Here is a 15,662-nt window from a genome sequence, read left to right as displayed (position 1 = left end):
TGTTTCGAAATATCCGATTATCCTGCAACGGTTTATTCCCTCCAAACCAATACGCCTGCAGGCTTCAATATCTTTTGGCCGATGAGAATGCCAGCCGTTGCAGGGACGGGCACCTCGTAGTCGCCGGAAGAATAATTCACGGCAATATAGAAGCCATCGCGCCAGTAAACATACACGCCAGGGGGGTAATCATCAGTAGTGGCTCCGGCTTCAACATAGGCATCACGCAATAATTTTTTTTCCAGATCGCTGCCGTCGCCGTCCACTCCAATATAGGTAACTGTGCCTTTGCCGACTTTCCGTTTTACCACCGCGGCCCTTCCTTTATAAAACTGGTTGTCATAGGTTGCAAGTACCTGCGTATTTTTGTCCGGAACAAGCAGATCTGCCCAGCTGTTCCAGGCGTAATGGGATGATCCCATGAGAATGTCGCCCCTTACCGATCCCGATCCCGGGAGCATGTCGGTCGCCAGCACATGCGCCCCGATAAGTCCGGATAGCGGCGCAGCCCATCCGGATTCCCAAAAATGCCCCGATTTGTCCTTGGTGGCCGTCCGGCAGGTGATGATCAGATGTCCCCCGCCTGCCGCGTAATCGTTCCATTTTTTTACCAAACCCGAATCTGCCATTTCATATGCCGGAACGATCAGGAATTTATATTTCGAAAGATCGGCATCCGGAGAGACAATATCCACCGGTGCGCCCAGGGACTTTGTTATTTCCAGGAACTTGATGGGATAATTCCATGGGTCCCACTGCCTGGTCTGTTTTTGCCTGTCGATACTCCAGAAATTTTCAAGATCCCAAAGGATGGCGGTGGAACGGGCAGCCAGTTTCTCCGCCATTTTGACCCCCGGTTTATATTGATCCCGTAATACCTTGATTTCTTTCATAAACCGGGTGTACTCTTCCCCTCCGGGCGATGGGGTAACTCCGTCTGTCTTTATTACACCGGCATGATACTGTTCTGCGCTGTAGTTGATCTGACGAAACCGGTAGGAACAGGCGAGTCTTCCGCCTGCCGCAAAGCTGTGATACAACCACATCCGGACGGTACCAGGCAGCAGCAGCGGGTTATAACTTCCCCAGTTCACCGGCCCGGGCTGGATCTCCATCACGCCGGACGCTCCGCCCACCGACTTATAATATTCGGAAGCAAAAAGAATGACCTTGCCGTTCCCGAGCCGGAAGCCCTGATCGCCCAGGTTATCGGTACCGCCATTGGGATAGGCTGTATACGTTGCAAAATCGAGGTTTCTCGTCCGTCTTGGGTCGGCTCCGGTAGAGACTGCTGTGTAGTTGGTGGTTACAAACTGGTCCTGGGAAACGAATCTCCGCAATACACCGGCCTCAAAGTCCAGGAATTCGGCCTGGGCGTCTGCGGAATACCGTTTGAAATCCAGTAAAGCGTGGGGATTATTGCCCCACCAGCCGACCAGGTTGATATTGGGGATGATGACCTGGTCGAAATTATTATACCACTGGCTCCAGAAGGCTGCGCCCCAGGCGGCATTCAATGTGTCGATGGTTTTGTATTTGTTCTTTAACCATTGCCTGAATGCTTCCTGGGAAGGCGGGCTATAGTCCGGCTTTGCGTCGGGTTCGTTATCAAGCTGCCATCCGAAAATATTTGCATCGCGGCCGTAACGTTTTGCCATTTCGGTCACGATCTTTTCAACAAATCTTCGATACGCAGGGTTGACGATCGCCCCTAATCCCCGTGTACCATGTTCAGCCCGGATGTAATGTCCATCCATTATGAAGGTTTCCGGATAATCCGCCCGCATCCATGCCGGAGTAGTAGCGGAGGGTGTACACATCAGCACCTTTAGTTTGTACTTCGCACAGAGGGCTATCACCTTATCCAGCCAGGCGAAGTCGAACTTCCCTTCTACAGGTTCCATTTTATACCAGGCAAACTCAGCCAGGTGGACAAAGGAGAAACCCATTTCAGCGATCCTGGCAATATCCCGTTCCCACTGGTTTTCGTTCCAATGTTCCGGATAGTAATAAATGCCCGTCGTGACAAGATCCTTTTCGGGAAAAAAACGATTGGCCGGCTGTGCGCCTGCCGTCGTTGCCAACATTATGGATGCCAATATGAACTGTAGCGTGTATTTTTTCATCTGCGACGGTGTTCCGTAGGTGATCAATGTTTTCCGTATACGATCAATGAGTACCGTAGGTTATCAATATTCCCTATTCAATCAATGAGCACCGGCAAAAATGGCGTTAACGGAACGGGCATCTTTCACGGTATCGCTCCCCCTGTCCACCAGCCCGCCTGTGTCCCAGAAAAATGGCTTCATGCCATGAGCGATCGCCTGTTTGGTGTTAAATGTTATCCAGTAATCCACTGCATCATTGTGGGTTGGGAGGTCTTTGGGTGTACTTCGCCGGTATGCCCCATATTCGCCCATGAGGAAAGGTATTCCTTTATCCACAAATTTAGCTTTCATGCTGTCGAAATAAGTCATTAATTCGCTTTCCTCTCCCCAACTGGGGTTTCGATCCGGCTCGATGATAGAATGATGCCCGGCGCCCCAATAATAAAACATTTTTCCCCAGGAGGCATCCGAATCCATAAGTGTAAATTGGAAAGGCGTGTAGTCATGCTCTTCAAAGGCCATCCGGGACGGCGTAAGGTCGCCGGGAAAATCGTTGATCAGGGCGGATGGCGCCTGCACTACCAGCACCCGGTAGGTATTATGACCTCCGGTAGAACGCACCGCATTGACAAAAGTCTGGTGGTAAGAAAGCAATACTTTCATCTGAGCGGCATCGGTGGGATCTGGTTCGTTGGCGCTTGCGAACATCAAATGTTCGTCGAAATCGCGCATCCTGGTAGCTATTTGCTCCCAGAATGCTTTTTGTTTGGCGTTTACACTATCCGCCCGGGGCCCCGTAGCCTTACAATCGAGCCAGCCGCCATCCCAATGAATATTGAGCAGTACATACATATTGTTGCTTACGCAATACTGCACCACCTCGTGCACTCTGTTCAGCCAATTCGCATCTATTTGGGCTGTCGACTTATTGTCCACATGAAAGTCCCAGGCACAAGGGATCCGAACGGCGTTGAAGCCTAGGTTTTTCATTGAATTTACATAGGCCGCTGTGATCAGCGGAGCGCCCCACCCCGTCTCCCCTCCTGGAGCTTCCATGGTGTTACCAATGTTCCATCCCACTGTTATATTGCCGATCAGTTGGGTGGCCGTGCTGGTCATCCCTGTAGAATCCGGGGTCAGCGGAGAGATGTTATACGATGGATAGATGGAGCTGACTTGTGACACTGTGATACGCCTGGCCTGGCCGTTGGACGCCGTCACCACCAAGACCCCGCTCCGCGTAGTACCTGTGGCATTCGCAGTAGCGCTTAATTTCACGGTGGCATTACCACTGGTTCCCGATATTTGACTTAGCTGCAGCCACGAGGAAACCGGGTTATCGATACTCCATGATGAATTACAGGTGATGGTTACCATGGAGTCGGCTCCCTGGGATTGAAAATCAATTCCGGGCGCCGACACTGACAATTGGGGCGAACTGCCAGGATTCTTTTTACAGCCTAAAGAAAAGGCAGCTGCCAACAACATAGCCAAAAGCAAGCGAGGAAATTTAGCTTTCATAAGTTTTAAATTTAAAGTTTGAACAGCTTGAGTAAAAAAACATCATTCTCCCTGATCTCCCAATCTTTCGAAAAAGGGGTTCCGTCCCTGACTTCAATGATCTCCTTCAGGACCGGCGCCCCGTCGTTCAGGTTCCTGATCTGTTCCAACTGCCGGCTGCTGAGCTGTGCCGGCTTGCCCAACGACAGGTAGGTCGAATAAGCATCATTGCATCGATAACCCACTTTATATAATTCCAGCGCATACATTCCCGGAGGTACCTTATCGATCCGGAGTTTCAGCCTCCCTTTGGTTCCGGCCGGCAGATCTTTTATATAGTAATCCTGATTGTGCACGGAATCCCCCGGGTGGGTATTGGTGAAATCCCAGACCAGCGCCTGGATATTACCCGTTGAATCCCTGCAAAGCCATGAGGAGGAATCGCTATTTTTCAATTCTATATTACCCAATTGATTCATGAACTTGTAGGCGTAGAATACGGGTTTATTGATCCCCTGGATGGTAAGCATGCCAAACCCGCCGTGAAAAGGCGTAAAACGAGGCCCCGGCTCTTCAAAAATATCCGTGAAGACCCAATACGACATGGAATTGGCCGCTTTACCCACCTGCTTGAGTTTTTGCAACAAATAAGACGCCTCATGATAGCTGTCATGAAGGGGATCGGCAGGCGTATAAGAGGAGCTCCATTCCGTGTAATGCAATTCCAGTGCGGGCATCGGGGAATTCGCAATCTCCCTCCGGGATTGTAGCACATCCCCGCTGACGCTCATAGGATTCTTGTCCAGTATGGTGCCCGAGTTGCCGAATTCGTCCAGGTATCCCTGCTTTACGCCATAGGAATGGGTGCTGATAAAATCCAGGGGCACATTATTCTTATGACAATACCCGATCATCTCCGGCTCCCAGGCTGCGCCGGCGCTACCGGGTCCTCCGACCCTATAGGCGGGGTTGACGCTCTTTATGGCTTTAGCGCTGTAAGTATACAGTTTAAAGTAATCCTGTTGGGTGCCGGCCCAGAAGCCATCCAGGTTGGGTTCGTTCCAAACTTCAAAATACCAGGTCTTTACTTCCTCCGCGCCGTATCGTTCTGAAAAATGCCGCGTAAGATTGCTTACCAATGCAGCCCACTTTTCATAATCCCTCGGGGGAGTGACGTTACCCCGCCACCAGAAGATGGTCTTGCTGCCGCTGGCAAGCCCTGATGGCATGAAACCCAGTTCTACAAAGGGCTTCATGCCGATGCTGTGCAAAAAATCGAACAAAACGTCGACGTACATGTAATTATAAATTGGTTTTCCATTTTTATCCTCCTGATAAACTGCCATATCATCCGACAGCAGCCCGTGCATGCGGATGTATTTGAACCCGCACTCTTCTCTTACGTAGGCAAGCTGCTGCTGCCAGTCCGCCCGAAGCCCTTCATTAGCCCGGCCTGCGCCGACGCACTCATTGAACATGGTATCGAGTCGCCCTTCCATCTTTGTGAAGTCGGCGTTTATCAACCGTTGCGGGATCTCCGATCCGTTGAGCCTTGGCTTTTGTGCGATTATTTTACCTGAACAGTAAAAATTCAGGACCGCGATGCAAATAATAATTCTTCTCATCTTATTTTTCTATATTATAACCATATGCTATTCGCCTTTATTTGATCCTTACCACCCTGAAATTATCGATGGCGACATTAAGCCCCGTGGCAGCAGGTGCCGGGCCATCGTTCATGACATATGCGTTTATGCTGCCGCTGCCCGAACCTCCTACTAATGTTGTCAGATCCGGCGCCACCAGACCTGTACCGTCCTTCCCGTTAACAGGCTTGGTAAGAAACTGGGTAAGAGGCAACGTCACCGTCTGCCATCCGTTGGTTTTATACGGAGATGTTGCGCCCGCGGGGCCTTTCCACGGTTCGTACCGGGCGATATAGGTCCAATCGCCATTTCTTGCTAAAAAGATGGAAGTTCCGTTCCAGGCATCGGGAATACTGACCTCGAATTTCAGTGCCCAGTTGGCCAGCGGTTCATTTAAAGCAGATACCGGTACCCATTGTGCGCTATTGCAGTTGATGCTCCTCCCGCCGTTCCACCAGCTGCCGTCATTATTGCTTAATGGGCCGTTACTGTTCAGGATCGCATAACTGCCTGTGTTGCCGGGAAACGTAACGCTGTTGTTATCGACTCCTGCGCTCCACCATTGATAGGTGGATACATTATCAAAATTGCAGAGCACGCCGGTGTCAAAATCCTCCACATTATATGGCGTAGAAGTCGTTCCGGATTTGGTGGTGATAACAAGCGGCCCGCCGGCAGTAAACTGCGGCACGACAAATGCGAGGGAAGTGCCATCCTCCGAAAAAGTATAGGACCCGACGTCAGCACCGGCGAAGCTTATATCGCTGATGAGAAAAAAGTTCGCTCCCCGGATCCGGACAGAATCGCCCGGGTTTGCCATTTCGTCCGAAATGTTGGTAATAGCGGGCGGAGGGACCACAATACTAAAGTTAAATGTAACCGAACCGCTGGTAGTGCTATATTTTATGGTGTTAAGATCGCCGGCCGCCACCGAATTGAAAGGGATCACAGTGGGGATCTGCACAACCGCACTCGTATCGGAAAAAAGTGCATGATTGAAGGGCACCGGAACGCCGTCTAATAATATCTGTACGGCATTCTTCAAATTATTCCCCTCCAATACCACCCATTGGCCGGTTGGCGTAAGACTGCCCAGGGTAGTATCATTGGGAGAGGGAGCATAAAATCTTACGCCTGTCAGTACCGGGCCGGGTGACGCCGTTTTTTTACAGGCAGAAACCAGTAACAGTGCAACCACAAAAGTGAGCAACAACCCTTGGCAATGCTTATATACTATCTTGTACATACTATTCGTTTTTAATTTATTCCATTAATAATAAGGCACCGGCGGTTCGGTTAATTTCGGATCAGACGTCAGCTCGGATGACGGAATTTGTAAGGTAAATGCGCTGATCGTTGCTGGGACAATCGAACCACCGCCCGTATCCGGCTTAGCAATACGGGTAACAGGATCATAGGTAAATGTTACCCGTTGCTGATTATTGAGTATACCGACCGCTTTTTGCGGATTGTAATAGGACAGCCGTACCAGGTCCAACCAGTATTGTCCTTCAAAAGCAAATTCAACTCTTCTTTCCCGAAGGAGGGTGTCGATGTCCAACATCGGAGCAGGATCCACGCCTGCCCTATTTCGTACTTTGTTAAAATATAGCATGGCATCAGCATCGGAAGTGCTGGCATTATTCCCCAAAATCGCTTCGGCATATACCAGGTATACATCAGCCAATCTAAGAATTGTATTGTGTTCAACAGATGACCAGATATCCATTGTCGGCGCATTGTTATCTTTTTCGTTACCGATAATGTGTTTTTTCATTACCGATGAAGATGCCGTATAGCCGCCACCGGCAGCATTCAATTCGGGATAATAATCTCCATTGAGCATAATACTGGCTAAACGCCTTACAGTATCCTGGACTGTATAATTCAGGTATAAGTCGTAGGTTGGCGCTAAAGGCGTCCATGCACCTGTCTTTAAAGGATTTATGTCGTTGCTGGGCGAATAGGTCAGGAAATCGTTGCCATTACCATAACCCACACCTGCGGTCCATTGAAGGGAAAATAGTGATTCCGGGTTATCGTTGTACTGCGACCTGAAAAGATTATAATAGCTGGGAAGCAAGGACAAACCACTGTTCTTACACACATTGCCGGCATATTTTTGGGCACTGTCCAGGAAGGCCTGATTACGCTGGCCACCACTTTGACCCCAACCCGCCGCCGTCAAATACACTTTGCCCAGCATTCCTTGCGCCGACCAGGTAGTTACCCGTCCCGGTACATCCGTATTGGGAAGGTTTTGCGCTGCAAAACTGAGGTCATTGGCAATGAAGGTATAAACATCTGAAACGGTGTTCCTGTTAAGCAAGGGTTGTTTGATCAGTTTGGTATTATCCTCGACAATGGGTACAGCTCCCCACATAACCGCCAAATGATAATATGCTACGGCCCGTATGAACTTAGCTTCGGCTATGGCAGCATTTTTATCGGTGGCGGAAATAGACGAAGCAGCTTGCTGCTCAATGGCCAAAACAGTCGAATTGCATTGCGCTATAACATTATACAAACCCGTCCAACCACTCGAGACAATGCTATTCTGACCGGTGATCGTTCTTGTATACAGCTGCACCAGATCCCCCCAATAACCGAAATAAGCATTTCCGCTCAATACGTCACCCAAGGGCAACAACGCATTATTTTGCCATTGCCACCACTCAGAACCGCCGTACAGACTTGCCGTAGCAAGCCGCAAATCGGCCGGGGTTTTGTAAAAATTATTGGAACTTATCTGCGAGCTCGATGGACGTTCCAAAAAACTCTTTTTGCATCCTGCCATTGCTGCTGCAAATGACAAAATGATTATTATTTTATTATTTGATTTCATAATTATGCGCTTAATTAGTGATTGCTTTATTTAGCGAATGCGATGTTTACGCCTATCGTGTATGTTCTTGGCTGGGGATAATATCCGCTGTCCCAGCCAGCCTGAAGAGGATTCCACGAACCAATTTCAGGATCCATACCCGAATATTTTGTAATGATAAATGCATTGGTCACCGTAGCAAATACCCGGAAAGATTGCAGGTGAATTTTTGACAAAATATTGCCGGGCAATCTATACCCTATGGTGATATTCTTGCATCGCAGGAATGAACCATCTTCGATAAACAAATCAGATGCACGGTTATTACCGTTGGTATTATCATTCCTCAATCCTACAACATGTGTGTTCGGGTTGGTAACATATACATTATTAATATCCGACGCGGAGCCACCGGGATCTACCAAACCTAATTTTGCATAATTCAATACCGATGCAAAATAGTTGGTATTATTTTGCGAATTGGTTTGCGCTACAGCCAGCTCATTGAAAACTTTGTTGCCAACACTGCCACTAAGGAAGATATTCAGATCAAAATTTTTGCAGGTAAATGTATTATTGATCCCAAACTGGAATTTTGGGATCGGAGAGCCCAGAAATGTCTGGTCTTTGGTGTCAATAACACCGTCGCCATTCAAATCCTTGAACATCCGGTCACCGTACCAAATCCCCCCGCCTGCCGAAGAAATGGCATATGGATTGCCACTTTGGTCAACCGGCATGGCATGTTTTTGGAAATCCTTTGGATTGGCAAACACTCCATCGAACAGGTAGCCATAAAATTCGCCAATGGGCCGACCCACCACCGTCTTTTCGATAATATCGTTAATTACATAGGACTTCTGGCTTAAGTTAGCCTGATCCCCGGAACCTAAATTGAGTACTCTGTTTACATTACGCGATACGGTAACATCCGTTTTCCAGGTAAAATTTTTATAATTGATATTGGTAGAGCTGACCCTGAAGTCAAACCCCTTATTGCTGACTGAACCGATATTAACATAGGGCGCCTGCATGGTTCCCGGTGAATACCCGGTGGCCGTTCCCGAATAAGCCGGGAACGGGACCTTTAATAAAAGCCCGTCTGTTTTACGGTAATAAGCATCAATTGTAAAACTTAACCGCCCATTGAGGAACGTTCCGTCAAGACCTGCATTATAATAATTTGTTTTTTCCCATGTTACATCAGGATTAGCCAAATTGCTTTGAAACTGTGCAATTCCTGACAAACCATTTGCCACTGTTTGAAGTTGCGTTACATAGGTGTTGCCCGGTATCCCTTGATTGTTGGTAAGTCCGTAACCAAGTCTCCCTTTCAATTCTTCTATAAACGTTACATTTTTTAAGAATGCCTCATTATTGATTTTCCAGGCAACTGCCCCTGACCAGGTAGTAACCCATCGGTTGCTGGCTGGAAAATTCGAGGAACCATCGTTCCTTACATTTCCGGTGAGCAGATATTTATCCTTCCAGGAAAAATTGATACGACCGAAATAGGATTCCTGTGAAGAGCCAAGACCATTATCACCTGAGTTTTTGGCGGTGGTCGCATCGCCGGCATTCAGGGCCTGCACATTGTTTGACGGAAAATTCGATCGTTGGCCGCCGGAATTTTCGAAAGAGGAGGATTGTGCTTCATGCCCTAATAATGCATTGAGATTAAATGTACTGAAATAATGATTGTACGTCAGATAATTGCGTAATACGGTATAAAAGTTTTGGTTCATTGACGTGGAACCGCTGTTAGTGCCATTTACAACTTTACCAAATGTATAGGTTGGTGTAAATTTATCTTCCGTATTAAAATCGAAATTACCCGATACTTCATTTCGCAGGGACAAATCTTTGGTAAATTGTATTTCGGCATACGCATTGCCAAATAACTGGTTCCTCTTTTTTTGATCTTTGACAATTTCTGCTATCGCTACCGGGTTGACCACCCCGGGAACCCAACCGCTGGTGTTGGTAATACCACCCCAGGAGCCATCGGGGTTTTGCACCGGAATATCGGGTGTAAGATTGAGTGCCGAGCCAATGATGCCAGAGGTGCTTGTATTTACATTTTCATAAACATGAGCCATTTGAAGACTGGTTCCTACTTTTAACCAGTTAGTGGTCTTATTATCCAGATTCAGCCGCACGGAATACCTTTCAAAATCTGAACCAAGCGCCATTCCTTTTTGTTTAAAATAAGAGCCCGATAACAGATATTGGGTCCTGTTATCGCCACCGCTTACCGTAAGAGTATGACTCATATCCGGTGCTTTCCGGAATAATTCTTTTTGCCAGTCGGTACCGGCGCCTAAATATTTCGGATTCGCAAATTCGGGCCTGATGTCAAAGCCCCATGCTTGTCCCCGGGCATTCAGATAACCGGCAAACTGCTGCAGGTTCATGGTAGGGAGTCTTTTTGGTATCTCCTGGTATCCGGCATAACCATCATAAGAAATTTGCGGCGCCCCTACCTTGCCTCTTTTCGTAGTAATAACAATAACGCCATTGGTCGCCTGCGAACCGTATATGGCCGATGCAGAAGCATCTTTCAATACATCTATTGATTCTATTTCAGCAGGATTGATGGTGTTTAATGGATTGGAACCGCCACCAGGGTCACTGACCGGAGGAATTATAATACCATCTATTACATATAAGGGCGAATTAGAGCCACTTATCGAAGACACGCCACGTATTTGAACGGATACACCTCCACCCGGCTGTCCTGATACCTGTTGTACCACAACGCCCGCGACTTTTCCCTGAAGGGCCTGATCGAAAGTTGCCGGCTGGGTTTTCATGAGTTCCGCACCCGAGATGGAAGAAATGGATCCGGTGACGTCCGGACGGCGCACTTTTCCATAACCGATAACAACAACGTCATTCATGTTGCTCTTGTCCAGCACTTCCATTCGGACGTTGACCACTTGCCGGGTACCTACCTTAATTTCCCGGAGAGAGAGGCCTACATAACTGATAATCAACACATCCCCATCTCCGGCATTCAGACTGAACAGGCCATCCTTGTCCGTCTGTGTACCCGTCGATCGCCCTTTGACCATGACACTGGCGCCCTGGAGGGGTTTGTCGCCCGGGCTGACCACGACTTTTCCGGTGATTTTTTTAGTGGCGGGCGGATTTTGTGCATTTCCGCCGTAATAGGAGAGAAGAAGGCTGAGCATGCACCAAAAAGGGCATTTAATAAGCCTTTGAATAGTTCGCTTTTTCATACGCAATCGTTTTGGTTTTAACTTAAAGACCGGCAACCTGGAATGGGATAACATTACTGTAGTATTGCAATCGGTTGCACCACCAATACAAAAATAATGGGATATGTCAACAGGCAGGGTAGAGCAACTTGCAAATGAAGGTGTTGAATTGTTGCCCCTGAGGGTATGATTCTGTTATTTTTAGGGTAAAAATGGTTCAAGTGAAACCTGTCACCCCTTTTTCCGCTTCTCCGCCTGATAGGCGCTGGGTAGTTTGCCGTAGACCTCCTTAAAATATCTTGCGAAATATTTAGGATTATTGAAGCCAACCATATAGGCCACCTCAGCCACATTGTGCCGGGTCTTTTCCAGCAATTGGGCCGCACGCTTCATCCGGAAGCCGCGTATAAAGCCTATCGGGGTGTTCCCTGTCGCAGAAAGTATTCTTTTATATAAAGTCGTCCTGCTCAGGCCCATTTCCCTGGACCATTCGTCAACAGAAAAATCCGGGTTGGAAATGTTTTTCTCCAGTACCCCGACAGCCTGACGAATGAAGTTCTCCTGCGTTTCCTCCGGCTCGATGTCGATCTCAGCAGGCTCCGCGTCTACCCTCTTTTTGAAGGCTTTCACGACAGATCCCCTGAACTCCAAAAGATTCCGGATACGTGAAATGAGGATTTCCACATTGAAGGGCTTCGAAATATAGTCGTTGACGCCCATACCAAGTGCACGCAGTTGGTCCTGCTCGCTTGAAAGGGCTGTAAGCAAAATAACAGGGATATGTTGCACCCGCTCGTCACCTTTAATTTTCCTGGCAAGTTCCATCCCATCCATCAATGGCATGTTGACATCGCTGACTACGAGGTCCGGCTGCCCGGCAAGCGTCTTCTGCCAGCCTTCCTTGCCATTTGCCGCCACCATTATGGTAAACAGGGAGGCCAGATTGTCCTTCAGGTAGAACCTGAAGTCGTCGTCGTCTTCCACCAGCAGAACTTTGAATGGCTTCTCTCCACCAGCGGAAAGAGGAGGCGGATTGCCTGTCCTTTCTTCCGTTGCCGCCATTGGCGATATATCCTCTTCATCCTGGCTGTCAAATGTCGTGACTGAAACATCTGCAGAAATCTCCGTAATCGCTGATACGGGCAACAATATGGTAAAACAGCTACCCTTGCCAGGCATGCTCTCGACCTTGATGGTACCTCCGTGCATTTCCACGAATTCCCTGGTAATAGCCAGTCCGATGCCAGTGCCCTGGTTCCTGATATGGCCCGGCATCTCCCCTTGAAAGAATGAATCAAATATCTTGCTCTGAAGTGCAGGTGGGATCCCTATGCCCGTATCTTTTACCTTTAATTCCAGCAGGGCTCCTTTTTCATCTTTTTCCGCCACGTTCAGGGTCACCATCACAGAGCTACCGGTAGGGGTGAACTTAAAGGAGTTGGATAACAGATTGAAAAGTATTCGCTCCACTTTGTCCTTGTCGAATAATGTCTGGAGATGCTCGACCTGTGTCTCATAGCGGAAAGTAACTCCCCGCTCTTCGGCCAGGTCTGTGAAAGAGTTCACCGTCGCCTTTATAAAGGAAGCTATATCGCCTTGGCGCATATTCAACTTCAGCTCATTCACTTCCATCTTCCTAATATCCAGCAACTGGTTCACCAGATGCAGCAATCTTTTGGCATTCCGTTCGATCGTCATCGCCAATTGCCTCCAACCGGGATCTTCGACGCTACGTATCAATTTATCCACCGGCGAAAGGATCAGGGACAGCGGCGTGCGAAACTCATGGCTGAGATTGGTAAAAAACTTGATCTTCATCCTGTCCAGCTCATGTACTCTTAAGGCCTCACGCCTCTCTTCTGCCAGGGCAAACCGCGCTTTGGCACGTCTTAAAATACTCATACGACCCAAATACAAAACGCCAAGTACGAGGAGGATATAAATGACGTAAGCAAAACCGGTTTTCCAGAAAGGTGGCTTAACCAGCACATGAATAGAGATTCCTTTATCGTTCCATACCCCATCACTGTTGGAAGCCCGGACGCGGAATTCATACTCCCCAGGATCGATATTCGTATAGGTAGCGCGCCGGTTTCTGCCATCGGACTGCATCCAGTCCTTATCAAATCCTATCAGTTGGTACTTATATTTATTCTTTCTCGCGTTGATATAGCTCAGTGCAGCAAACTCCAGCGTAAAGTTGTTCTCGTCATAAGAAAGTACCAGCTTGCCATCAGAAAGGGTGGAAGCAGGCAATGGAACTTCCTTATTGTATAATTGCAGGCCCGTCAGCACTACCGGGGGGATATTTTCATCCCGACCGATCAATTCCGGCTTAAAAAGATTGAATCCATTCGCCCCGCCGAACAACAGTTCTCCCGACCTGGTACGCAATGCGGCATTCTCATTGAATTCCCGGCCCTGGAGGCCGTCGTATCCATCAAAATTTACGCATTTGATCCTGAAGCGTCCCCCTTCTTCAGAGACGGCAATCCTGGAGACGCCGCCGGAAGTGCTGACCCATAAAAAATGATCCCGATCCTCGAGTACGCTCAGGATCGTGTTGGAAGGAAGTCCGTCCTTCATCCGGAACACCTGAAAAGTATCTTTACCCCGCGCCATAACGCTCAACCCCTGTCTTGTCGCCACCCACATATTCCCCTTGTGATCGCAAGCCATCCCAAACACGATATTGTCAGTTAACTTACTGCTTTCGGAAGTGAGATAAATATACTTCCCCGTATTTCGGATCAACACATTGATGCCGTATGCCGTACCTATCCACAAATTGGCCGCCGAATCCTCTTCCAGGGAAGAAACATAATTCGAATGAATGGAATAGGGAATGGCGACATTGTTATGATAAAATTTCCCGCTTGTCCGATCGAGCCGGTCAAGGCCGCCATACATGGTCCCTATCCAAAGATCACTGTTCCTGTCCTCCCTAAGGGCATAAATCCGGTCATCCGAAAGGCTGGCCGGGTCCGACTCCAAGTGCCGGTAATGGATGAACTTCGTGCCGTCATAACAATCAAGGCCACCCTGGTATGTTCCGATCCACAGCCATCCCCGGTGATCCACTGTCATCACCACCACCACATCGCCGGAAAGACTGTTGGAGTTGCCTGCTTCATGCCGGAACCTGGCGAATGTATTAAGGACCCGGTCGAAATAAATAAGCCCCCCGCCATTCGTGCCAATCCAGATATTTCCTTTGCCGTCTTCCGCAAAACAGTTTACATCATTGAAAGGCAGGCTTTCCGGCAGCCCGGGCTGACGCCTGTAAAGAGGGAAACGCAGCATTTTAGGGTGGTAATAGCCAATACCTTTTTTAAAAGTCCCCACCCAGATGGTGCCTGTGTTGTCCTGGTACAGGGTAGCTATGGTATTCTCGGAAATACTTCGCTCTTCATCGGAATGCCGGAGGTTCCTCACGGTGTGTGTTACCTTATCCAACAGGTCCAGTCCCCCCTGGTCGGTAGCAATCCATATCAATCCTCTATCGTCTTCCGTAATATCACTTACGATATTGCTGCTCAACCGCACCATACCGGAATCGCGGCTAAAATGCAAAAATTCGCCCGTCTGCCGGTCGAATTCCCACAAGCCAGAAAGATTGCCTGGTGCATATAGCCACAATTTATCCCGGGTGTCGATGAACAACTTGTATCCAAACGGAACAGGCAGCCTTTGTTCCAACGCATCCGATTGAAAGCTGACCTTGCCGCCGGCGAGGTCGATCCGTTCAAGCGTTCCCTTACCATAGGACAACCACAACCCGCCTGACGAATCCATGGCGGCATCCTTCACTCCGGCAGGTATCCGATCCATACCCTTTATATTCTTCAGCACGGGTACCGCCACTTTACCAGGCTCGTACCGATAAACCCCGGAATCAGTATATACAAAATAATAGCAGCCATTTTTTCCATGGATAATGGTGGCCAATCCATAACGCAACAGATGAAGTGATTGTAAATAGGCATCCGTGTGAGGAACGAACTGCTCCTTCAATGGATCATAAATATTGAGGCCGCCCGTGCCGGTAGAAATATACAATTTATCTTCGGGCCCCTCGAAAATACGCTGTATATTCCCATCCGTAAGGGAGGTAGAATCGGTGTCATCGTGCCGGAAAACTTTGAATGAATAGCCGTCATACCTGTTCAATCCGGACCTTGTGCCGAACCATAGGAATCCTCTGTGATCCTTTAAAATGGCATTCACATGATTGTCCGATAATCCATCCTGGATATCCAACTTTGAAAATGGATAGTCATTGACCTGGCAAAATCCTTCTCCACCGGCCAATAACATACACACAAGAATTAACCACCTTTTGATCATGGAACAAACAAAGTAA

At 48.4% G+C, this 15,662-nt stretch carries 7 protein-coding genes; all 7 read right to left on the bottom strand.

The window, feature by feature from the left end:
• Positions 1 to 32: 32 nt before the first annotated feature.
• A complete protein-coding gene (locus ACX0G9_RS02035; protein WP_459063175.1) occupies positions 33 to 2,126 on the bottom strand; it encodes a beta-galactosidase in 2,094 nt (697 codons plus the stop codon).
• Positions 2,127 to 2,207: 81 nt separating this feature from the next.
• The gene (locus ACX0G9_RS02030; protein ID WP_459063174.1) at positions 2,208 to 3,629 is read right to left on the bottom strand and encodes a cellulase family glycosylhydrolase; all 1,422 of its coding nucleotides are present in this window, start codon (positions 3,627 to 3,629) and stop codon (positions 2,208 to 2,210) included.
• Positions 3,630 to 3,640: 11 nt separating this feature from the next.
• Positions 3,641 to 5,233 (bottom strand): GH39 family glycosyl hydrolase, encoded by a 1,593-nt coding sequence (locus tag ACX0G9_RS02025; RefSeq protein WP_459063173.1) that lies wholly within the window; start codon positions 5,231 to 5,233, stop codon positions 3,641 to 3,643.
• Between the two features lie 37 nt (positions 5,234 to 5,270).
• Positions 5,271 to 6,500 (bottom strand): glycan-binding surface protein, encoded by a 1,230-nt coding sequence (locus ACX0G9_RS02020; protein WP_459063172.1) that lies wholly within the window; start codon positions 6,498 to 6,500, stop codon positions 5,271 to 5,273.
• Between the two features lie 24 nt (positions 6,501 to 6,524).
• Entirely contained in the window at positions 6,525 to 8,027 is a 1,503-nt protein-coding gene (locus ACX0G9_RS02015; protein WP_459063171.1) for a RagB/SusD family nutrient uptake outer membrane protein, read from the bottom strand.
• A 98-nt stretch (positions 8,028 to 8,125) separates the two neighbouring features.
• A complete protein-coding gene (locus ACX0G9_RS02010; RefSeq protein ID WP_459063170.1) occupies positions 8,126 to 11,320 on the bottom strand; it encodes a SusC/RagA family TonB-linked outer membrane protein in 3,195 nt (1,064 codons plus the stop codon).
• Between the two features lie 210 nt (positions 11,321 to 11,530).
• Positions 11,531 to 15,616, bottom strand: coding sequence for a hybrid sensor histidine kinase/response regulator transcription factor (locus ACX0G9_RS02005; protein ID WP_459063169.1), 4,086 nt, complete (start codon positions 15,614 to 15,616; stop codon positions 11,531 to 11,533).
• Between the last annotated feature and the right edge of the window lie 46 nt (positions 15,617 to 15,662).

Source organism: Flavitalea flava, from assembly GCF_054461575.1.
This window is presented reverse-complemented; position numbering and strand designations above follow the sequence as displayed.